Below are 21,065 nucleotides of genomic sequence, written 5' to 3' on the forward strand. Positions count from 1 at the left end.
TTAGCGAAGCGTAACCCACCGCTGTTTGTCTTCGCGGACGCGAAAGAGGTGGGTTACGCCTTCGGCTAACCCACCCTACCAAACTCGTTTCTGTGCTAGCCTCTCCGCATAACAACAACGGGAGGCGGCCCATGGCCAAGAAGGCAAAATCGGCCAAGAAGGCAAAATCGCGCAGCGCGGCACAGGCCGCGGTGAAGAAGCGGAGTGGCACCAAGGCCGCGGCGCGATCATCGGCACGCAAAGCGGTGAAGGCAAAGGCTCGCACCGTCTCACCGAAGAAAACCGCGCGGCGCAAGCAGCGCATCGCGATCAGCCATCACCGCGAGGAAGACTTCAAGGCCGACGGCCTGCGCACGTACGCCAAATATCGCGACCTCGGCATTGCCGACGCGACGCATGGGCTGGCGCGGGCGCACGTGATCCGCCTGCAGGGCCCGTGCAATCCGGCCGAAGTCTCAAAGCTGCACTTCCACGACGTCGACTTCCAGATGGTCTACGTGCTCAAGGGCTGGGTGAAGACCTACATGGACGGCCAGGGCGAGACGCTGATGAAAGAAGGCAGCGCCTGGACCCAGCCGCCGAAGATCAAGCACATGATTTTGGATTATTCGGATGATGTCGAACTGCTAGAGGTGATTTTGCCGGCGGAGTTCAAGACGGTGGAGCTAACGGCGTAAGTCTTTCCGTCGTCATTGCGAGGAGCCCTTAGCGACGAAGCAATCCAGACTGCTTCCGCGGATACATTTCTGGATTGCTTCGCTTCGCTCGCAATGACGAGTTACTTGTAGCCCGGATGGAGCGCAGCGAAATCCGGGACAGTGCGTCCGTTGCAGGCGGTCTTCCCGGATTGCGCTTCGCTCCATCCGGGCTACGGGTGCCTACGCCAACACCCCCACGATCGCCCCCATCAGACACGTCGTCAGCGTGCCCGACACGATCGACTTCAGCCCGAGCGCGTTGATCTCCTCGCGGCGATCTCACGGCATTGCCGGATCGGCCGACTATCGCTCAAGATAGCCCAGTTCTTCGCTCATGACCTTGCGCGCATATTCGCCAAAGACATCGATCAACCGGCCGCGCGCGGCATAGGGCGGATAGAGCAGCGCGATCGTGACGGGAACAGCAGGGTTGAAGGGGCGCGCAATCAGGGCCGCGCCAGAGCTCTCGTCATGCGCGGCAATCGGGTTGATAATGCTGATGCCGAGACCCGCGGCGACCAGGGCACAAACGGATGCGCCCAGATCGGTCTCGGCAACGACGCGGCGCGTGACGCCGGCCTGCGTGAAGATCGTATCGATGCGATCGTGGAGCGGACTCCCCGTGGCGAAGGAGATGAAGGCCTCATTGGCGAAATCGGCAGGGCGCAGCGTCTTCTTCTGCGCAAGACAATGCGCCTTCGGCATGATCGCGACGCAACGGGTCTTGAGCACCGGCTCGACATGCACTCCCGCAACCTCGCCGTAGAGCATCGCGAGCCCGGTGTCGCAAAGCCCGGAATTGACCCAGTCGTGCACGGCGCTCGCCGTGCCGGATCGGATCGAGATCATCACATGCGGATAATCAACCTTGAAGCGCGCCGCGATGCGCGTCAGCAGGCCGCCGGCCAAGCGCGGCATCGCCGCAACGCTTAGCCGACCCATGCCGAACGAGCGGATGCTGGCTGCGCTGGCCTCCAGTCCCGCCAGGCCAATGAAAGTCTTCTCGACCTCCTGGAAAAAGCGCGATCCGTCCACGGTGGGACGGAGACGGCCGCCACTGCGGTCGAACAGCGGGAATTGCGTGATCGCCTCCAACTGTCCGATCAGGCGGCTGATCTGGGGTTGCGAGGTATGCATGCGCTGAGCCGCCTGCGTCATCGATCCCGTCACGAAGACCGCCCGAAAAGCCTCCACATGCTTCAAGCCCATGCGTCTGGTGGCCATATCAAATCCGTATAGGGGAGTGTGAAACTGGAATTTCATCAGATCGGGCTTTTGGACGATAGTCCAGAGCATGAAGCTGTTCGCACGGAGCTGTCCTGTCGTTGCTCACGCAGCGCGGACGGCGTCACGGACATTCGCGAAGAAAAAGGGGACGACATGAAAGCGACGACGATCAAGGCACTCGCCGCGGCGACCGTCGCTGCAGGTCTTCTTTCCGGCGAGGCCATGGCCCAGGGCGCGAGCAGGCTGGACAAGATCCGCGAGAACGGCTCGATCACATTGGGATATCCCGAGACCTCGGTGCCCTTCGCCTATCTCGACGGCAACCAGAAGCCGGTCGGCTATACTGTGGAAATCTGTGAACGGGTGGTGCAGGCGATCAAGACGGCCCTCAAGCTCCCCAAGCTCGAGATTCGCTATAACCCCATAACCTCGGCGACACGTATTCAGCTGCTCGCCAACGGGACGATCGACCTCGAATGCGGCAACACGACCAACAATGTCGAGCGGCATAAGCTCGTCGCCTTTGCGCCCACCACCTTCGTCGCGCAGGTCGTCCTCGTCGCGCGCAAGGATGGCGGGGTCGATGTTAACGACCCGGCTTCGTTTCGCGGCAAGGCCATTGCCGCCCAAGCCGGCGGCCAGACTTTCAAGGTAATTACGCAGATCAATGCCAGGAACAATCTTGGCATCACGGTCGTGCCGGCCAAGGACACCGCCGAGACCTTCTTGCTGGTGTCGACGGGCCGGGTGGCCGGCACAGCCAACGATGACGGTCTCGCCTATGCCACGGTCGCCTCGGCCAGGACGCCGGATGACTTCCTGATCGGCAGCAGGAGTCTCGAGATGGCGCCCTACGGCATCGTCGAACCCAAGGATGATCCTGCTTTCAAGAAGATGGTCGACGAGGCCGTGATCGACCTGATGAAGAGCGGACAGATTGCGGCGCTCTACGACAAATACTTCAATTCACCAATCCCGCCGCACGGTCTCAACCTGAAATTTCCGATGGGCGCCGCCCTCAAGCGCGCGCTGGCCAACCCGACCGATTCCGGCGACCCGGCAGTCTACGAATGACACGCCAAGTGCAGTAGAGGTCCGGCAATGGCACATCAACACGAGACGAACTCGGCGGGCGCAGAGTTGCTGCCCATCGACCTGCGCAGCGATACGATCACCAAGCCGACCGAAGCAATGTATGCCCGCATGGCCTCGGCGCCGCTCGGTGATGACGGGCTGGACGGTGACCCCACGGTGCAGGAGCTGGAGGCCGTCGCAGCTGCGGCGTTGGGCAAGGACACCGGCCTGTTTGTGCCGAGCTGCACCATGGCCAATCTGTTGGCGACGCTGGCGCAGTCGCAGCGCGGCGAGCAGATCGTGCTGGAAGCGAATGCCCATATGTACATCTCCGAACGGGGGGCGGCGACGTTTACAGGGCAGTTCTACCTCGCCATTGCCGGTAGCGACGGCGCGATGGACCTGAATTTGCTGGAAGACGCCTTGCAGGGCGAAGGGCTCAAGCTCAGGACCGCCCTTGTCGCGATGGAAACCTCGCACAACAACGCAAGCGGCGCCGTGCTGCCGCTGGAGCATATGCAGGCGGTGCACGCCATGGCCTCGGCTCGCGGCGTCCCGGTGCATCTCGATGGCGCGCGGCTCTTCAACGCCGCGGTCGCCCTTGAAACAGCGCCGGCCGAGGTTGCGAGATATTGCGACACGGTCTCTCTGTGTCTGTCGAAAGGCCTGAGCGCACCCGCCGGTGCTGTGCTCGCCGGGCCGCGCGTCGTGATCGACCGGAGCCGCAGGTTTCGCCGCATGCTGGGAGGCACGCAGCGCCAGATCGGCATCCTGGCTGCCGCCGGCCTGGAGGCGGTTCAGGTCATGGGTGCGCGTCTGGGCGAGGACCACCGGCGTGCGCGAAGCTTGAGTGATGCGCTGAACGCGATCAATCCAAAGCTCAGCGCGACAATCCCGCAGACGAATATCGTGCAGGTCGATGTCTCGCTCTCCGGGCGCGACAGCGCCGCGTGGTCGGGGGCGCTTGAGAAGGCGGGCCTGAGGGCGAGGCCTTGGGGTCGGAATCGCTTGCGCTGTGTGACCCATCGCCATATCGATGATGCCGATATCGATCGCGCTGTCGCCGCATTTCGCACCGTGGCTGGAGTTTTGGCTTAGAGCATCCGCCGATGTGAACGAACCGAAAGCGGTTTCCCAACCGTCGCGACACACTACCCGCGCCCCTGGAAGGACCGCGGCTGCGCACTAGCTGAGCACCCCCACGATCGCCCCCATCAGACACGTCGTCAGCGTGCCCGACACGATCGACTTCAGCCCGAGCGCGTTGATTTCCTCGCGCCGTTCCGGCGCCATCACCCCTAAGCCGCCGATCATGATGCCGAGGCTGGCGAAATTGGCGAAGCCGCACATCGCATAGAGCATGATCAGCCGCGAGCGCGCATCGAGCGTGTCCGGTCCGAGTTTCGACAGGTCGACATAGGCGATCAGTTCGTTGAGCACGGTCTTGGTGCCCATCAGGCTGCCGGCCGTCACCGCCTGATCCCAGGGCAATCCCATCAGCCAGCACACCGGCGCCATCACGAGGCCAAGCAGACGCTGCAGCGAGATCGCAGCGCCACCAATATTCGGCAGCAGGCCGAGGATGGCATTGACGAGATAGACCAGCGCCACCAGCACCAGCAGCATGGCGACGATGTTGATCAGCAGCTCGATTCCTGCGCTGGTCCCTTTCACGATCGCATCCATCGTGCTGGAGACGTTCATTTCGGGATCTTCCAACGCGCCGCCGGTACGCTTGTCTGAGGTTTCCGGCACCATGATCAGGCTGACGAGGATTGCAGCCGGCGCGCCCAGCACCGAGGCGATGACGAAATGCGCGGCGGCATCTGGAATCAGCGGCGCCAGCAGCGTCGCATAGAGCACCAGCACCGTGCCGGCGATGCCGGCCATGCCGCCGGTCATCACCAGGAACAGCTCGCTGCGCGTCATCTGCGCCAGATATGGCCGGATGAACAGCGGGGCCTCGACCATGCCGAGAAAGATGTTGGCGGCGGTCGATAGACCCACAGCGCCGCCGACCCCGAGCGTGCGTTCGAGCAGCCAGGCCATTCCGCGCACGACCGGCGGCAGCACCCGCCAGTAGAACAGCAGCGTTGTCAGCACGCTCATCACCAGCACGATCGGCAGCGCCTGGAACGCCAGGATGAAATCGGCGCCCGGCGTCTTCAGATCGAACGGCAGGGGGCCGCCGCCGATATAGCCGAACACGAAGGAGGAGCCGGCGCGCGAGGCCGCCGAGATCGCGCCGACCGCATCGTTGATGGCACCGAAGGCATGCGCGACGACGGGCAGCTTCAACAGGACGAACGCGGTGACGAAGGTGACGACAAGACCGATCGCGGCCTGACGGGCCGAGACCTTGCGGCGATTCTCCGCCAGCGCCCAGGCGATCAGTAGCAATGCGAAAATGCCGAGTGCCGATTGCAGGCGCAGCATGATGTCCCCAAACCCTCAATGATTATGGCCGCGCGTGCGTTGCAAACGCAATGCCGGGAAAGCAGGGAAACGTCCCGCTGTTGACAAGCAGCCCCGTCTCGGCCACGCGGGGCGCATTGACATCAGGAGGCGGATGGTCCGCGCGTGACCAACGAGGCAATGCCAGAGCAGCCAGTTTCAGCGAATCCGCCGGTCAGCGCCCGCGTGCTCCTCGCCCACCGCGCCTTCCTGTTCTTCCTGCTTTCGCGCAACCTGTCGCGCTTTTCCAGCCAGATCGCGGCGGTCGCGATCGGCTGGCAGATCTACGAGCTCACCGGCTCGGCCTTCGACCTCGGCATGGTTGGCCTGGTGCAGTTCCTGCCCACCGCGCTGCTGGTGTTCGTCGCCGGCCATGCCGCTGACCGCTATGAGCGCAAGCGCGTCGTCCAGCTCTGCCAGCTCGCGAATGCCGCAACCGCGCTCTATCTCGCCGTCACCACCTATCTGGGCGCGGTCGGCGAGGTGCAGATTTTCGGAGCGAGCTTCGTGCTCGGCATTGCCGGCGCTTTCGAAAGCCCGACCACCGCGGCGCTGCTGCCGCTGATCGCGCCGCAAGGCTCGCTCCAGCGCGCAACAGCCGTCGCGAGCGGCGCGGCGCAGGTTGCGACCATCACCGGGCCGGCGCTCGGCGGCATCGCTTATGCGGTCGCGCCGCATCTGGCCTACGCCGCGATGGTGCTGTTCTGGATTGTTGGGATGATCCTGACCGGTTTCATCCGGCCGCGCCCGCAGGCCGTCGCCAAGGGTATGGTGGACGCGGACAATATCTTTGCCGGCGTTCGCTTCATCCGCGGCAATCGGGCGATCCTCGGCATCATCTCGCTCGATTTGTTCGCGGTGCTGTTCGGCGGCGTCACCGCGCTGTTGCCGATCTATGCCCGCGACATCCTCCAGACCGGCCCGATGGGGCTCGGCATCCTGCGCGCTGCGCCGGCCGTCGGCGCGCTGGCGATGACCATGGTGCTGGCGCGTCACGCCATTTCGCGGCATATCGGACTGCGCATGTTCCAGGCCGTGATCGTGTTCGGGATTGCCACAATCGTGTTCGCGCTGTCGTCCTGGATGTGGCTGTCGGTGCTCTCGCTCGCCATCCTCGGTGCCGCCGATACGATCAGCGTCGTGATCCGTTTCTCGCTGGTGCAGCTCTCGACACCCGACGAGATGCGCGGCCGCGTCGGTGCGGTCAACTTCCTCTTCATCAACGCCTCGAACCAGCTCGGCCAGTTCGAAAGCGGGGTCGCGGCCGCGCTGCTCGGCGCCATGCCCGCCGCCGTGCTCGGCGGCGTCGCTACCGTCGCGGTGGCGCTGCTCTGGATGAAGCTGTTTCCGAGCCTGCGGCAGGTGGAGAGTTTGGAATAGGGCTACGCACTCTCCGCCGTCATTGCGAGGAGCTCTTGCGACGAAGCAATCCAGACTGTCTCCGCGGCAAGATTCTGGATTGCTTCGCTGCGCTCGCAATGACGATTGTGGAGGCGCCGCGTTTTTATCTAGCCCCGTCCCACGAACGGCATCTTGGTTGCCATCACCGTCATGAACAGCACGTTGGCGTCCAGCGGCAGGCCGGCCATGTAGGCGACGGCATCGCCGACCGCCTTGGCGTCCATCCGCGGCTCGTGCTTCATGGTGCCGTCGGCCTGCATCACGCCGGGGCCGGCGACCATGCGGTCGGTCATCGGCGTGGCCGCATTGCCGATGTCGACTTGGCCGACCGCGATGTCATACATGCGCCCGTCAAGGTTGGAGGCCCTGGTGAGGCCCGTGATGGCGTGCTTGGTCGAGGTGTAGGCTGCCGAGAACGGCCGCGGCGCGTGCGCCGAGATCGAGCCGTTGTTGATGATGCGGCCGCCGCGCGGGGTCTGGTCCTTCATGATGCGGAAGGCGTGCTGGGTGCACAGGAACGGGCCGGTCAGGTTGGTGTTCACCACCGCCTGCCACTGCTCGAGGCTCAGATCCTCGAAATTCACCGGCGGCGCGCCCATGCCGGCATTGTTGAAGAGCACATCCAGCCGGCCATAGGTCTGCGCCACCTTGGCGAACAGCGCAGCGATCGAGCCGGGATCGGTCATGTCGGCGGAGACGCAAAGGCTCTTTCCTTCGGGGCCGAGCTTTGCAGTCTCCTCGAGCTTGTCCAGCCGGCGCCCCGTGAGCACCACGGTGAAGCCGGCGTTCATCAGCGCCAGTGCTGCCGCGCGCCCGACTCCGGTGCCGGCGCCCGTCACCACTGCGATCTTGTTTGCTTCGCTCATCGTTTCCTGCCTTTTCTCTTATGCTGTCAGGTTTTGGGTTCTTTTTCGTTCTTGTAGGGCGGCCGCGGGATGTTCTGGTGCGCCGCGCGCAACGCCGCCGACCAGCGCGAGCGTAGATCGTGGAAGTAGGGCTCGCCCGCTTCGATGCGATGGTTGAGATCGGCCTCGCAGGCATCGCTGCGCACCACCAGCACGTCGATCGGCAGGCCGACGCCGAGATTCGAGCGCATGGTCGAGTCCATCGAGATCAGCCCGGTCTTCAGCGCCTCGTAGAGCTCGACGTCGTAATGCATGGCGCGGTCGAGCACCGGCTTGCCGTATTTGTGCTCGCCGATCTGCAGGTATGGCGTGTCGGTGGTGCACTCGATGAAATTGCCGGCGGTATAGACCATGAACAGGCGCATCCGCGCGCCCTTGATCTGGCCGCCGAACAGGAAGGAGACGTCGAAGGAGACGTCCTCGGATTTCAGCGCCGGGCCTTCGGTCGCATGCACCGCCCGGATCGCCCGCCCGATGCGCTGGGCCGCCTGGAACATGGTCGGCGCGTTCATCAGCGTCTCGATGTCGCCCGTGTCGGGATCTTCGAGGCCTTCGGTGAGCGTGGAGAGCACCGACTGGCTGATGGCGAGGTTGCCGGCGCTGGCGATCGCCATGATGCGCTCGCCGGGCTTGGAGAAGATGTGGAGCTTGCGGAAAGTCGAGACGTTGTCGAGGCCGGCATTGGTGCGCGTGTCGGCGATCATTACGAGCCCGTCCCGAACCAGGATTCCGCAACAATAGGTCATTTCCAATCCCCGAACGCGAGCGTTTGCGCGGAATTACTAGCCAATTTCAAGGGGCTGGTCCAACCCCAATTCCCCGGGGGGTGTCATTCCGGGGCGCGCGTAGCGCGAACCCGGAATCCATCGGGCCACAGTGCCGGCGGGTAGATGGATTCTCAAATGCGCGATTGCGCATCATAGTTCGCGCTAAGCACGCCCCGGAATGACAGTTAGCTCTGCCACTGCGATTGAGACTGCGATTGGCCGCCGCGGCCGGCCTGCTCGACCTTGACCGCGACCGTCAGCGTCTCCGTGCCGCCGCCATAGCGGGTGCCGCGCACCGGCGCTGCGCCCAAATAATCCAGTCCGATCGCGACGCGGACATGGGCGTCCGTGGTGCAGATGCTATTGGCGGGATCGAAACCGACCCACCCCAAATCAGGCACGAAGGCTTCCGCCCAGGCGTGCCCCGCCTCCTGGTTGACCGTGCCGTCGGACCGCAAGAAGTGGCCGGAGACGAAGCGCGCCGGCACGCCGGCGGTGCGGGCGCAGGCGATGAAGATGTGCGCGTAGTCCTGGCAGACGCCGCGCTTGAGCGTGAACGCTTCGGCTGCCGACGTGCCGCTGTTGGTCGGGTCCTCGTCGAAGGTCATGTGCTCGCCGATCTGGGTCATCAGCGTGTGCAGGAAACCGAGCGTGTCGCTCTCGGCCTCGCTGCGCAACTGCCGCGCCACTGCCGCCATCGCCGGATTGACCTCGGTGAGTTCAGTCGTGCGCAGGAACATGCCCGCCGGAAAGCGCTCGTCGGCGCCGCGCAGCACGCCGCCGGTATCGTGGGTCTCGATCAGGCCCTCGGCGGTGATCTTGATGTCGCCGACGGGTCCGCAGGACAGGACATGAGTGACGTTGCCGAACGCGTCCTCATGGGTGTCGAGTTTGGTATCCGTCGAGACGTCGATCTGCCATTCCGCCACGTACTGCCCGTCATGGCTGCCCGGCGTCATGCGCAGGATCTGGATCACGCCGGTGACGGGCGGCTCGTAGCGATAGGTTGTTGTGTGCAGGATTCGCAGGCGCATGGTGGACCGTGCAGCTAGTGGTTAGGCCCGACTGCCTACCGCGAAGGAACTCGTCATGCCCGGGCGTGTCCCAGGCATCCACGCTCTTCCTCGACGCGTGGAAGCAAGAACGTGGATGGCCGGGACAAGCCCGGCCATGACGATATCCCATTTCGTCAGCCGGGGGACATCAGATCAAATACTGCTTCGTGACGATTTCGCCCAGCCTGGAATTGTCGGCGATGAATTCCTGAATGAATTCATGCACGCCATGCTGGAAAATATCGTTCATATTGCTGTGCTCGAGCCGGTTGCGGATGCCGCGGGCATGGCGCTGGGCCGGGCCCTGGCGGCCATAAGCGACGCCGATCTGGTCGAGATTGCGCACCAGATTGCCGTAGCAGCTTGCCAGCGACCGCGGCAGCGTGTCGTTGAGGATCAAGAGATCCGCGATCAGCCAGGGTTTCAGCGTCTCGCGATAGACCCAGTGATAGGCGGTCAGCGCCGAGACCGAGCGCAGGATCGAGCTCCACTGATAGAAGTCGAGCGGGCCACCGACGTGCTCCTCCTCGGGCAGCAGCACGTGATACTTCACGTCGAGAATACGCGCGGTGTTGTCGGCGCGTTCGAGATGGAGGCCGAGGCGCGAGAACCAGTAGGCGTCGTTGCGCAGCATGGTCCGGTAGGCCGAGCCATCAAAGCGCAGCGAAGTCTCCTGAACGAAGCGCAGGAATTTTGCCAGCTCCTCGCGTGTCGAGGTGCCCTTGCTCCAGACTTCCTGCAATTCGATCCAGGCCGAGTTGATGGTGTCCCACATCTCGCTGGTCAGCGCCGTGCGCACCGAGCGCGAGTTCAGCCGCGCCGCCTCGATGCAATTCCGGATCGAGGAGGGATTGCTCGCCGAGAACGAGAGATAGTCGACGACATTGTGCTCGTTGGCTTCCTCGTAGGTCTGATAGAAGCTCGCTGCGACCCCGGCGGTCAGCAGCGCCGAGTCCCATTCATTGGTCTTGCCGATATAGGCAGCCGGAAGCGCGGTGACGCGCAGCGTCGCATCGATGGTGCGTGCAAGATACTCGGCCCGTTCGACGTAGCGGGCGAGCCAGTAGAGGTTTTCGGCGGTGCGCGACAGCATCTCTCTACTCGTCCAGGATCCAGGTGTCTTTGGTGCCGCCGCCCTGGCTCGAATTCACCACCAGGGAGCCTTCCTTCAGCGCCACGCGGGTGAGCCCGCCCGGCACGATGGTGGTGCTCTTGCTGCCGGTGAGCACGAAGGGCCGCAGATCGACATGGCGCGGCGCGAGGCCGCTTGCCGTGCAGGTCGGGCAGGTCGAGAGCGCCAGCGTCGGCTGGGCGATGAAACCTTCCGGCTCGCGCTTGAGCTTTTCGCGGAAGGCTTCGATGGTCGCCTTGGTGGCGGCGGGTCCGATCAGCATGCCGTAACCGCCGGAGCCGTGCACTTCCTTCACGACGAGTTCGCCGAGATTGTCCAGCACGTAAGCCAGATCCTTCGGCTCGCGGCAGCGCCAGGTCGGCACGTTCTTCAGGATCGGCTCCTCGCCGAGATAGAATTTTACGATGTCCGGCATGTAGGAGTAGATCGCCTTGTCGTCGGCGATGCCGGTGCCGACGGCGTTGGCGAGCGTGATGTTGCCGGCGGCATAGGCGGACATCAGGCCAGGGACACCGAGCACGGAGTCGGGGCGGAAGGTGAGGGGGTCGATGAAATCGTCGTCGACGCGGCGGTAGATCACGTCGACCCGTTTCAGCCCCTCGGTCGTCCGCATGAACACTTCGTTGTTCTTGATGATGAGGTCGCGCCCCTCGACAAGCTCGATACCGAGCTTGTCGGCGAGGAAGGAGTGCTCGTAATAGGCAGAGTTGTAGACGCCGGGCGTGAGCAGGGCGACCGTCGGCTCGCCCGAGGCTCCTTGCGGCGCCACCGAGCGCAGGGCGGAGAGCAACTCGTCCGGATAGCGCTCCACCGGCGCCACTCTGTGGCGGGCGAACAGGTCCGGAAACAGCCGCATCATGATCTCGCGGTTTTCCAGCATGTAAGACACGCCGGACGGCGTGCGTGCGTTGTCCTCCAGCACGATGAAGTCCTCGGCGTCGATCCGGACGATGTCGATGCCGGCGATGTGCACGTAGACGTCGTGCGGCACCTGCTGGCCGTTCATCTCGGGACGGAACACTGGGTTCTGGAAGATCAGATCGTCGGGCACGACCTCGGCCCGCAGGATATCGCGGCCGTGATAGATGTCGCGCAGGAACATGTTGAGCGCGCGCACGCGCTGTTTCAGGCCCTTCTCCAGCAGCGCCCATTCCTTGCCGGACATGATCCGCGGAATCACGTCGAACGGGATCAGGCGCTCGGTCGACTCGGCCTCGCCATAGACGGCGAAGGTGATGCCGATCCGGCGGAACAGGAGCTCGGCCTCCTGACGGCGATATTCGAGCGCCTCAGGAGGTGTCTCCTTGAGCCAGCGCGCCAGCTCCTGGTAGGCGGGGCGAAGGTCCCCACCGGGAATGTTCATTTCATCAAAGGCGACTGCCATAGATCCCGACTGTTTTCCCCAGGCGTTGCGGCCCAATGCTCAGGTCGTTGGCCTCGGTGAAGACCGCAACGTCCTGTGGCCATGCGGCAAGAGTGCATGACTTCCCTAGGTGGTAGCAAGGGCCGGGCCAGCGCGATATGCAATGGACTGACGGCATTTGGCGAGGACGGCCGAAAGTTTGCCTGAAAAAATGGCTGAGGACTGCTTATTTCGGCAGCAAAACCGCGTGACTTCAACGCGTTACCCCGGCAAATTCGGCCCGACAGGTGAGGGACTTAAGGCATGAGCGAGATCGTCACGGCGGGCATTCTGGTCATCGGGGATGAAATCCTGTCGGGCCGGACCAAGGACAAGAATATCGGCTTCATCGCCGAATACCTGACCAATATCGGCATCGACCTCAAGGAAGTCCGGGTCGTCTCCGACGACGAGGACGACATCATCGCCGCCTTGAATGCGCTGCGGCATCGCTACACCTATGTCTTCACCACCGGCGGCATCGGGCCGACCCATGACGACATCACCGCCGACAGCGTCGCCAAGGCGTTCGGCGTCGGCATCGACCACCATCCCGAGGTGGTCGCGCGTTTCCGCGAGCGCTGGAGCGAGCAGGACCTCAACGAGGCCCGGCTGCGCATGGCCCGCATCCCCGAGGGCGCCGAGCTGATCCAGAGCGCGACCATCCTCGCCCCCGGTTTCAAGATCGGCAATGTCATCGTGATGGCGGGCGTGCCGTCGATCATGCAGGCCATGATGGACATCGTCTCGCCCAAGCTGAAGTCTGGTGTCCGGATGCTCTCCGAATCGGTCCGCGCCAACGCGCGGGAGGGCGATATCGGCGGCCCGCTGCGGGCGATCGCCGCCGAACACCCCGACACCATCATCGGCAGCTATCCCTTCATGGACGAGGACTCCAAGCCGAACACCAATTTGGTCGTGCGCTCGCGCGATGCGGATAAGCTCGCGGCGGCGATGGCGGCGGTAAAGGAAATGCTCGCGGGATTGAACGTCACCCGCTAAAGCGCCCGGCTTGCCGTGCGCTTTAGCTCTTTATTTGAGCATGATCTTGTCGGAAAACCGCTACGCACTTTTCCGGATCATGCTTGGGCAGGAAAGCTGCTGGACGATGATTGGCAGGAGAGGACGATGGGCGGTGAAACACCGGAACTGAGCGCGCAGGAGCGGGCAGGCAAGGCCTTTCCGGTCTCGTGGGACCAATTCCACCGGGATTGCCGGGCGCTGACCTGGCGGCTCAACGAGGTCGGTCCGTTTCACGCGGTGATCGCGATCACCCGCGGCGGCCTGGTGCCGGCCGCGATCGTGGCGCGCGAGCTCGGCGTGCGCGTGATCGATACCGTCTGCATCGCCAGCTACGACCACACCAAGCAAGGCGACCTTCAGGTCCTCAAGGGCATATCCGACGCGGCGATGAAGCTTGGCGGCGGCACCGGCAAGGGACTTCTCATCGTCGACGATCTCGTCGACACCGGCAAGACCGGCAAGCTGGTGCGCGAAATGCTGCCCGATGCGCATTTCGCCACGGTCTACGCCAAGCCGAAGGGACGCCCGCTGGTCGATACCTTCATCACCGAAGTTTCGCAGGACACCTGGATCTTCTTCCCCTGGGACACCGCGCTCTCCTACCTCCCGCCGCTCCGCGACGGCGCGGCGTGATCATCGCTGTCATTGCGAGCGAAGCGAAGCGATCCAGTCTACTTCCGTGGATGCATTTCTGGATTGCTTCGCTTCGCTCGCAATGACGCGGAGGCACCCATGCCCCTGCAAAACCGCGTCACGCCTACCGGCGACATCATCGCCACGCCGCATCGCGGGATGTTCACCGGCAATCGCGGCATCATCCATGATCCCGCGACCAAGACGCTGCTCAGCAAGCGCTGGTCGTCGCCGGCCTGGCTCACCTGTGCCTGCGAGTTCCGCGGCCGCCGCCGCGAGGTGATGGCGCAGCGAAGCTGGACTGAGCTATTCTTCCTCGACGAGGCCACTGCGTTCGCCGCCGGGCATCGTCCCTGCTTCTATTGCCGCCGGGACGAAGCCAACCGATTCCGGGCCGCGTGGGAGCAAGGCAACCGCGTGCATGATGTCCGCATGCACGATATCGACACGGTGCTGCATCACGAGCGGCTCGATCGCGGCAGGAAACGACTGCACGCACTGCTGGTACCGCTCGACCAGCTCCCCGATGGTGCGATGGTTCAGCAGGGCACGGAGAGCTTTCTGGTGACGCAGGGCAGAGCGCTGTTGTGGTCGCCGGCGGGCTATTCCGCGGTCGAGCGCCAGCTTGGCGAAGCAGCTCTGCTGACACCGCCCTCGACGCTGCGGACATTGAACTCCGGCTACTCGCCAGTGTTGCATCCGACGGCGCTGCCCTAGCGCAGCGACTCGGCAATCACCCCAGCTTCTCGCGCGCCAGCGCGGCGCCGGCGCCGAGCGCCATCAGCTTGGCTTCGGCGACCTCCCGCCGCATCGGCGCCATGCCGCAATTGGTGGTGGCGATGATGTTGCTCTTGGGAACGAATTTCGACACCGCATCGATCACCTGCACCACGTCATCGGCGCTCTCGACCGTATCGCTGGCGACGTCGATCACGCCGGCCTGTACGATCTTGTTGTTGAGTAGCGCGAGCAGATCGAGCGGCACCTTCGAATTGCGGCACTCGATCGCGACCTGCTGGATCGGGCTTGCATCGATGGCCGGAAAGATCTGCTCATACTGCCGCCACTGCGCGCCGAGCGTCTCCTTCCAGTCGGTATTTGCCTTGATGCCGTAGCCGTAGCAGATGTGCACGGCCGTAGCGCAGGTGAGGCCTTGCGCCGCGCGCTCCAGCGCCTTGATGCCCCAATCGTTGACCTCGTCCATGTAGACGTTGAAGGCGGGCTCGTCGAATTGCACGAGGTCGACGCCATCGGCCTGCAACGCCTTGGCCTCCTCGTTCAGGAGCTCGGCGAAAGCGAACGCCATCTTGACGCGATTGTCATAGTAGCGGTCCGCGATGGTGTCGATGATGGTCATCGGGCCGGGCAGGGTGAATTTCAGCTTCTTCTTGGTGTGCGTGCGTGCGACGCGTGCCTCGTCGGCATGGACGCGGCCCTTGAGGCGGAGCGGCGCGACCACTTGCGGCACCATCGCCTTGTAGCGGTCCTTGCGGATGCCCATTTCGACCTTGTGGGCGAAATCGATGCCCTCGACCTTCTCGAGGAAGCCGTGCACGAAATGCTGCCGGGCCTGCTCGCCCTCGGTGACGATGTCGATGCCGGCGTCCTCCTGGAGCTTCAGCCAGATCAGCGTCGCGTCGCGCTTGGCGCGAGAAAGCTCCTCGCCTTGCGACTTCCAGGGCGCCCAGAGCATGTTGGGCTCGGCGAGCCATTCCGGTTTCGGCAAGGAGCCGGCGATCGTGGTTGGAAACAGCATGGCGGCCCTCCCGGCGGGTTGTGATTGCGTCCCTTCCTGCCATGTCTTAACGTCGAGGTACAGAACAAGAAAGGTGGCTTCCTCCCATACTCGTCATTGCGAGCGCAGCGAAGCAATCCAGAATCTTTCCGCGGTGGCAGCCTGGATTGCTTCGCTGCGCTCGCAAGACGAGGGGAGAGCGGAACAAACACAAGGAAACACCATGATCGAATTCTTCTTCGACTGTTCCAGCCCCTGGACCTATCTCGCCTTCCACAACATCCAACCTATGGCAAAGGAGTTCGGCGGAGAGATCATTTGGCGGCCGATCCTGGTGGGCGGCATCTTCAACACCGTCAATCCGAGCGTCTATGCGCAGCGCGAGACGCCGGTGCCGTTGAAGGCACGCTACATGAAGAAGGATCTTGAGGACTGGGCACGTTTAGCGGGCCTATCGATCAAGATGCCGCCGACGGTGTTCCCGGTGAACAGCGTCAAGGCGATGCGCGGCTGCATCTGGCTCGGGAAAGACATGGTACCGTTCGCGACCGCATTGTTCGAGGCCTATTGGGGCCAGGACAAGGATATCTCGCAGGACGCGGTGCTCGCCGAGATCTGCAGGAAGGTCGGAATTGACGAGCAGAAATTCTTCGCCGGCATTTCGGAGCAGGCGATCAAGGACCAGCTCAAGGCCAACACCGAGGAGGTCGTTGCGCGCGGCGGGTTCGGATCGCCGACGATCTTCGTCGGCAAGACCGACATGTATTTCGGCAACGACCGCTTGCCGCTGATCCGCGAGGCGCTGCTGCGCCGCAAGGCGAGTGCGGCCTGATGGTTCGGGCGGTCGTCTGCCGCGAACTCGGCGCGCCTGAGACATTGCGGCTGGAGGAGTTTCCGTCGCGGCCGCTGAGGCCGGGCGAGGTGCGCGTGGCGATCCGCGCCGCCGGGTTGAATTTTCCAGACGTCCTGATGGCGGCGGGCGATTATCAGCTCAAGCCCGATCTGCCGTTCACGCCTGGCATGGAGGCCGCGGGTGACGTGACCGAAATTGGCGCGCAGGCGACGGGCATTGCGGTCGGCGACAAGGTCATCGTGAAAATGCGTCACGGCGCGTTCACCGAAGAAGCGGTGGTGACGCCGTCGCAGATGACGCCGATGCCGTCGACGTTCAATTATGCGGAAGCTGCAACTTACCTCGCCGGCCACGGCACCGCCTATCACGCGCTGATCGACCGCGGCCGGGTTGAGCCCGGCGAGGTGTTGCTGGTGCACGGCGCCGGCGGCGGCGTCGGCCTTGCCGCTGTCGAGATCGGCAAGATGCTGGGCGCGACCGTGATCGCAACTGCCTCCAGCGACGAGAAGCTCGCCATTGCCAAGGCGCGCGGCGCCGATCATCTCGTGCGTTACGACCGCGAGTCGTTTCGCGATGCCGTCAAGCGCATCACCGATGGCCGCGGCGCCGACGTCGTGTTCGATCCCGTCGGCGGCGAGGTGTTCGAGGACTCGATGCGTTGCATTGCGTGGGGCGCGCGGCTGCTGGTGATTGGCTTCACCGGCGGCATCGGCTCGGCCAGGACAAATCTGCTGCTGATCAAGGGCGCAAGCGTGCTCGGCGTGCGTGCCGGCGAAGCCGTGCGGAAAAATCCGGCGCTTGGCGAGGTGCGCCTGAAGGCGCTGCTGAAGTGGGCGGAGGAGGGCAAGCTGCGCCCCAACGTCTCGCATCGCCTGCCGCTTAAGGATTGCGCCAAGGCGATGCGGCTGCTGATCGACCGCAAGGCGATCGGGCGGGTCGCGCTGGTGATGGAATGACGGTGCTGTAGGGTGGGCAAAGGCGCCCTTGCGCCGTGCCCACCATCTATCGACGGGCGAAGCCGGAATGGTGGGCACGCTTCGCTTTGCCCACCCTACGACGCCTCACTTGTACTCCCGCTCGTTCCACCACGGGAAATAGTCCGGCATATCGCTGGACACCTTGTTCTTGAACTGGGCGGGGCGCTTCTCCAGGAACGACACCACGCCTTCCTTGACATCATCGGAGCGGCCGCGGGCGTAGATGCCGCGGCTGTCGACCTTGTGGGCTTCCATCGGATCGTCCGCGCCCATCATGCGCCACATCATCTGGCGGATCAGCGCCACCGATACCGGCGCGGTCTTTGCGCAAAATTCCCTGGCGAGCGCGCGTGCGGTGGGCAAGAGATCATCCGGCGGCACGACCCTGCTGACGAGGCGGCCGGCGAGGGCTTCCTGCGCCGGGAAGACGCGGCCGGAATAGCACCATTCCAGCGCCTGCGAGATGCCGACGATGCGCGGCAGGAACCAGCTCGAGGCGGCCTCCGGCACGATGCCGCGCTGGGAGAACACGAAGCCGAAGCGTGCGGCCTCGGACGCAATGCGGATATCCATCGCCAGCTGCATGGTGACGCCGATACCAACGGCGGGGCCGTTCACCGCGGCAATCACGGGCTTGAGGCATTTGAAGATGCGCAGCGTCACCTGGCCGCCGCCGTCGCGCACCTGCGGATCGCTGTAATCAACCTTGCCGTCGGCGAAGCGTTTCACCGGCCCGCGGCGTGCGTCGCGATCAAACGTGTCGGCGCCGGAGGAAAGGTCGGCGCCCGCGCAAAAGCCGCGGCCGGCACCCGTGACGATGATGGCGCGGACGTTATCGTCCTTGTCGGCGGCATCGAACGCGTCGATCAGCTCGGCCTGCATCCGCGCGTTGAAGGCGTTGAGCTTGTCGGGCCGGTTCAGCGTGATGGTGAGGATCTGCTCGGCGACCTCGTATTTGATCGTCTCATACGCCATGGTGGTTTCCTTCCGCTTGTTTCTTGTTGCCATCTCTATCACGTCATTCCGGGGCGCGCGAAGCGCGAGCCCGGAATCCATTGCGTAGCTCGTATGGTCGATGAATGGATTCCGGGCTCGCGCCCAAGAAGGCGCGCCCCGGAATGACGGGCGTTCAGCTATTTCGCCGGCGGGCTCGGCCACGGCCGCTGCGGGCCGCGCAGGCCTTCGAACGCCTTGGCTATGCCGAGCACGCCGATATCGTCGAAACGGCGGCCGACGATCTGCACGCCGATCGGAAAACCCTTGGCGTCGTAGCCGCCGTTGATGGAGATCGCCGGGTTCTCCGACATATTCCACGGCACGGTATAGGCGATGTGCTCGAACGGCTTCATGGGATCGTTGGTCGGCGATGCCCACTCCGCCGGATAGTTCACGTTTGGTGCGGTCGGCGAGATCACATAGTCGAGCTCGCAGAACAGTTTTGACGCTGCGGCGCGGATCGCCATGGTCTGGTTGAAGCCGCGGATCACGTCGACGCCGGACAGCTTTGCGCCGGATTGCCCCCATTTGAAGATGTAGGGCAGCACCTTGGCCTGCTCGGCGGGCGTCAGCTTCGACAGATCATCCCACATCCGCGCGCGCCAGAAATTGTCGAGGCCGTCGAGCATCTCGCGCGTGAGGATGCCGTCGACTTCGGTGATCACGGCGCCGGCGGATTCGAACGCTTTCGCCGCCTTCACCGCGACGTCGCGCACCGGCTTCTCCAGCGGCTGGCCGACGCCGGGATCGAGCATCAGCCCGATGCGCAATTTGCGCGGAGACTTCTCCAGCCCCTTCCAGTTGAGCGGCTCGGCGGGCAGGCTCATGCCGTCGCGCCGGTCGGGCTTTGCGATCACGCTCATCATCAGCGCGCAATCGTCGACGGTGCGGGTCATGGGTCCGGCGACGCGGCCGACATAGGCCGGTTCGATCGGCACGCGCCCAAAACTCGGCTTCAGTCCGACCAGGCCGCACCAGCCGGCGGGCAGGCGCACCGAGCCGCCGATGTCGGTGCCGAGATGCAGCGGACCATACCCGGCAGCAGCGGCAGCACCTGCACCAGCGCTGGAGCCGCCGGGATTCTTGGCGAGGTTCCAGGGGTTGCGCGCGAGCGCGTGGAAACTGGAGAGGCCGGACGACAGCATGCCGTAGTCGGGCATGGTGGTTTTGGCGAAGATGATCGCGCCGGCCTCGCGCAGGCGCGCGGCGGGCGGTGCATCCTTCTCGGCCGGCACGAGCTTGACGCTGGCCGCGCCCAGCGGCACCGGCACGCCCTTGGTCGCGATGTTGTCCTTGATCGTGACCGGCACGCCGTCGAGCGGGCCGGACGGCTCGCCGCCGGTCCAGCGCGCAGTCGAGGCCTTTGCGGCCTCGCGTGCGGCGTCGGGGTCGAACGCATAAAGCGCCTTGAGGTGCGGCTCCCACGCGGCGACGTGCTCGAGCACGTCCTCCAGCACCTCGCTCGGCGAGAACTGCTTTGCGCGATAGCCCGCGATCAGATCGACCGCGGAGAGATCGTGCAGCGGGGTGACCGCCTCTTCGACCCCCTTTTTATGCATGGGCACCTACCGGCATACGGGTCTCGATGATGCGAGCGAACACGCTGGCGCCGATCGGCAGGATCTTGTCGTCGAGCACATAGCCGGGATTATGCACCGGCACTGAGCCGTCATGGCCGACCCAGAAATAGGCGCCGGGAATGGTTTGCAGCATGTCGGCGAAATCCTCGCTGCCCATCTTCGGCTGGGTGCGGGTGATCACCTTGGCGGGATCGACGACGGTGCGCGCGGCGGCCTCGACCACCTTGGACTGCTCGACCTGGTTGACCAGCACGCCGAAAGTGTCGCGAATATCGGCTTCGATCTCGCATTGGAAGGCGCTTGCGATACCGGCACAGATCGTGCGGATGCGCTCGCTGATCATGGCGCGGACTTCGTTCGAGAAGGTGCGGATGGTGCCGCAGAGATGCGCTTCGCCGGGGATCACGTTATACGCGGAGCCCGCATGGATCTGGGTGATCGAGATGACGGCGGATTGCAGCGGCTCGACGTTGCGACTGACGATGGTCTGGATCGCCTGCGCCAGCGTGGTCGCGATGATCACCGCATCCTTGGAGCGCTCGGGCATCGCGCCATGCGCGCCATAGCCGGTGATACGGAGGTCGAAGAAGTCGGCGCCGGCCATTGCCGGGCCGGGCAGGATCGCGATCTCGCCGAGGTTGAGGTCCGGCGCGTTGTGCAGGCCATAGAGCTCGTCGCAGGGGAACCTCTCGAACAGCCCGTCTTTGATCATCGCGCGGGCGCCGCCGAGGCCTTCCTCGGCCGGCTGGAAGATCAGATGCACGGTGCCGTCAAAGTTTTTGGTCTCGGCGAGATAGCGCGCGGTGCCGAGCAGCATGGTGGTGTGGCCGTCATGGCCGCAGCCGTGGAAGCGGCCGGGAATGGTCGAGCGCCAGCGCAGATTGGTGTTCTCTTCCATCGGCAGCGCGTCCATGTCGGCGCGAAGCCCGATGCGCTTGCCGCCCGAACCCTTGCCCTTGATGACACCGATCACGCCGGTGCCGCCGAGCCCGCGATGCACCTCGATGCCCCAGCTCGTCAGCTTGTCGGCGACGATGCCGGAGGTGCGCACCTCCTCGAAGCCGATTTCCGGATGGGCGTGGAGGTCGCGGCGAATGGCGGTGAGTTCGTCGGCGTAGCCGTCGATACGGTCGATCGTGGGCATGTGTTCTGT

General features: G+C 64.3%; 20 protein-coding genes. 9 read left to right on the top strand and 11 right to left on the bottom strand.

The genetic code is table 11. From position 1 onward, the window contains the following. Positions 1 to 131: 131 nt before the first annotated feature. Positions 132 to 677, top strand: coding sequence for a cupin domain-containing protein (locus tag FXV83_RS25800; protein WP_148742428.1), 546 nt, complete (start codon positions 132 to 134; stop codon positions 675 to 677). A 324-nt stretch (positions 678 to 1,001) separates the two neighbouring features. Here the strand turns inward: FXV83_RS25800 and FXV83_RS25805 are convergent, their stop codons facing one another. Further along, on the bottom strand, positions 1,002 to 1,922 hold the full coding sequence (locus FXV83_RS25805; RefSeq protein ID WP_148742429.1) for a LysR substrate-binding domain-containing protein: 921 nt from the start codon (positions 1,920 to 1,922) through the stop codon (positions 1,002 to 1,004). A 156-nt stretch (positions 1,923 to 2,078) separates the two neighbouring features. Between FXV83_RS25805 and FXV83_RS25810 the strand changes: the two genes are divergently transcribed. Both FXV83_RS25810 and FXV83_RS25815 read left to right on the top strand, forming a co-directional pair. Next, on the top strand, positions 2,079 to 2,999 hold the full coding sequence (locus tag FXV83_RS25810) for an amino acid ABC transporter substrate-binding protein (RefSeq protein ID WP_210250757.1): 921 nt from the start codon (positions 2,079 to 2,081) through the stop codon (positions 2,997 to 2,999). 27 nt (positions 3,000 to 3,026) lie between these two features. Continuing rightward, positions 3,027 to 4,097: a threonine aldolase family protein gene (locus FXV83_RS25815; RefSeq protein WP_148742430.1), complete on the top strand. Its 1,071-nt coding sequence runs from the start codon at positions 3,027 to 3,029 to the stop codon at positions 4,095 to 4,097. 87 nt (positions 4,098 to 4,184) lie between these two features. Here FXV83_RS25815 and FXV83_RS25820 read toward each other — a convergent pair whose 3' ends face one another. Beyond that, positions 4,185 to 5,435, bottom strand: a complete 1,251-nt coding sequence (locus FXV83_RS25820; protein WP_148742431.1) for a NupC/NupG family nucleoside CNT transporter — start codon at positions 5,433 to 5,435, stop codon at positions 4,185 to 4,187. A gap of 159 nt (positions 5,436 to 5,594) precedes the next feature. Between FXV83_RS25820 and FXV83_RS25825 the strand changes: the two genes are divergently transcribed. After that, positions 5,595 to 6,833 carry an MFS transporter gene (locus FXV83_RS25825; protein ID WP_148742463.1) on the top strand — a complete coding sequence of 413 codons (1,239 nt, stop codon included), beginning with the start codon at positions 5,595 to 5,597 and terminating at the stop codon, positions 6,831 to 6,833. A gap of 128 nt (positions 6,834 to 6,961) precedes the next feature. Here the strand turns inward: FXV83_RS25825 and FXV83_RS25830 are convergent, their stop codons facing one another. The 5 genes from FXV83_RS25830 to FXV83_RS25850 form a co-directional block, all read right to left on the bottom strand. After that, positions 6,962 to 7,720, bottom strand: coding sequence for an SDR family oxidoreductase (locus FXV83_RS25830; RefSeq protein ID WP_148742432.1), 759 nt, complete (start codon positions 7,718 to 7,720; stop codon positions 6,962 to 6,964). A gap of 26 nt (positions 7,721 to 7,746) precedes the next feature. Next, entirely contained in the window at positions 7,747 to 8,505 is a 759-nt protein-coding gene (locus FXV83_RS25835) for a proteasome-type protease (RefSeq protein ID WP_148742433.1), read from the bottom strand. Positions 8,506 to 8,711: 206 nt separating this feature from the next. Next, the gene (locus FXV83_RS25840) at positions 8,712 to 9,560 is read right to left on the bottom strand and encodes a transglutaminase family protein (RefSeq protein ID WP_148742434.1); all 849 of its coding nucleotides are present in this window, start codon (positions 9,558 to 9,560) and stop codon (positions 8,712 to 8,714) included. A 169-nt stretch (positions 9,561 to 9,729) separates the two neighbouring features. Beyond that, positions 9,730 to 10,674, bottom strand: coding sequence for an alpha-E domain-containing protein (locus tag FXV83_RS25845; RefSeq protein ID WP_148742435.1), 945 nt, complete (start codon positions 10,672 to 10,674; stop codon positions 9,730 to 9,732). 4 nt (positions 10,675 to 10,678) lie between these two features. Then, complete coding sequence (locus FXV83_RS25850) at positions 10,679 to 12,097, bottom strand: circularly permuted type 2 ATP-grasp protein (protein ID WP_148742436.1); 1,419 nt, start codon at positions 12,095 to 12,097, stop codon at positions 10,679 to 10,681. A 282-nt stretch (positions 12,098 to 12,379) separates the two neighbouring features. Between FXV83_RS25850 and FXV83_RS25855 the strand changes: the two genes are divergently transcribed. From FXV83_RS25855 to FXV83_RS25865, 3 genes are all read left to right on the top strand, one after another. After that, entirely contained in the window at positions 12,380 to 13,117 is a 738-nt protein-coding gene (locus FXV83_RS25855) for a competence/damage-inducible protein A (RefSeq protein WP_148742437.1), read from the top strand. A 126-nt stretch (positions 13,118 to 13,243) separates the two neighbouring features. Next, a complete protein-coding gene (gene gpt / locus FXV83_RS25860; protein WP_148742438.1) occupies positions 13,244 to 13,771 on the top strand; it encodes a xanthine phosphoribosyltransferase in 528 nt (175 codons plus the stop codon). Positions 13,772 to 13,870: 99 nt separating this feature from the next. Continuing rightward, positions 13,871 to 14,488 carry a hypothetical protein gene (locus FXV83_RS25865; protein WP_148742439.1) on the top strand — a complete coding sequence of 206 codons (618 nt, stop codon included), beginning with the start codon at positions 13,871 to 13,873 and terminating at the stop codon, positions 14,486 to 14,488. Positions 14,489 to 14,504: 16 nt separating this feature from the next. Here the strand turns inward: FXV83_RS25865 and FXV83_RS25870 are convergent, their stop codons facing one another. Next, positions 14,505 to 15,527 carry a methionine synthase gene (locus FXV83_RS25870; protein WP_148742440.1) on the bottom strand — a complete coding sequence of 341 codons (1,023 nt, stop codon included), beginning with the start codon at positions 15,525 to 15,527 and terminating at the stop codon, positions 14,505 to 14,507. Positions 15,528 to 15,729: 202 nt separating this feature from the next. On the opposite strand from FXV83_RS25870, the gene FXV83_RS25875 reads away from it, so the two are divergent. Together FXV83_RS25875 and FXV83_RS25880 are read left to right on the top strand one after the other, a co-directional pair. Then, on the top strand, positions 15,730 to 16,338 hold the full coding sequence (locus tag FXV83_RS25875) for a 2-hydroxychromene-2-carboxylate isomerase (protein WP_148742441.1): 609 nt from the start codon (positions 15,730 to 15,732) through the stop codon (positions 16,336 to 16,338). Continuing rightward, complete coding sequence (locus tag FXV83_RS25880) at positions 16,338 to 17,315, top strand: NADPH:quinone oxidoreductase family protein (RefSeq protein WP_148742442.1); 978 nt, start codon at positions 16,338 to 16,340, stop codon at positions 17,313 to 17,315. The genes FXV83_RS25875 and FXV83_RS25880 overlap by 1 nt, the downstream gene beginning before the upstream one ends. Positions 17,316 to 17,420: 105 nt before the next feature. Here the strand turns inward: FXV83_RS25880 and FXV83_RS25885 are convergent, their stop codons facing one another. The 3 genes from FXV83_RS25885 to FXV83_RS25895 form a co-directional block, all read right to left on the bottom strand. Further along, entirely contained in the window at positions 17,421 to 18,311 is an 891-nt protein-coding gene (locus FXV83_RS25885; RefSeq protein ID WP_148742443.1) for a crotonase/enoyl-CoA hydratase family protein, read from the bottom strand. Positions 18,312 to 18,469: 158 nt separating this feature from the next. Then, on the bottom strand, positions 18,470 to 19,891 hold the full coding sequence (locus tag FXV83_RS25890; protein WP_148742444.1) for an amidase: 1,422 nt from the start codon (positions 19,889 to 19,891) through the stop codon (positions 18,470 to 18,472). After that, positions 19,884 to 21,056: a M20 aminoacylase family protein gene (locus tag FXV83_RS25895; protein ID WP_148742445.1), complete on the bottom strand. Its 1,173-nt coding sequence runs from the start codon at positions 21,054 to 21,056 to the stop codon at positions 19,884 to 19,886. Before FXV83_RS25895 ends, FXV83_RS25890 begins: the two co-directional genes overlap by 8 nt. Between the last annotated feature and the right edge of the window lie 9 nt (positions 21,057 to 21,065).

This window comes from Bradyrhizobium hipponense, from assembly GCF_008123965.1.
Lineage (GTDB): Bacteria > Pseudomonadota > Alphaproteobacteria > Rhizobiales > Xanthobacteraceae > Bradyrhizobium > Bradyrhizobium hipponense.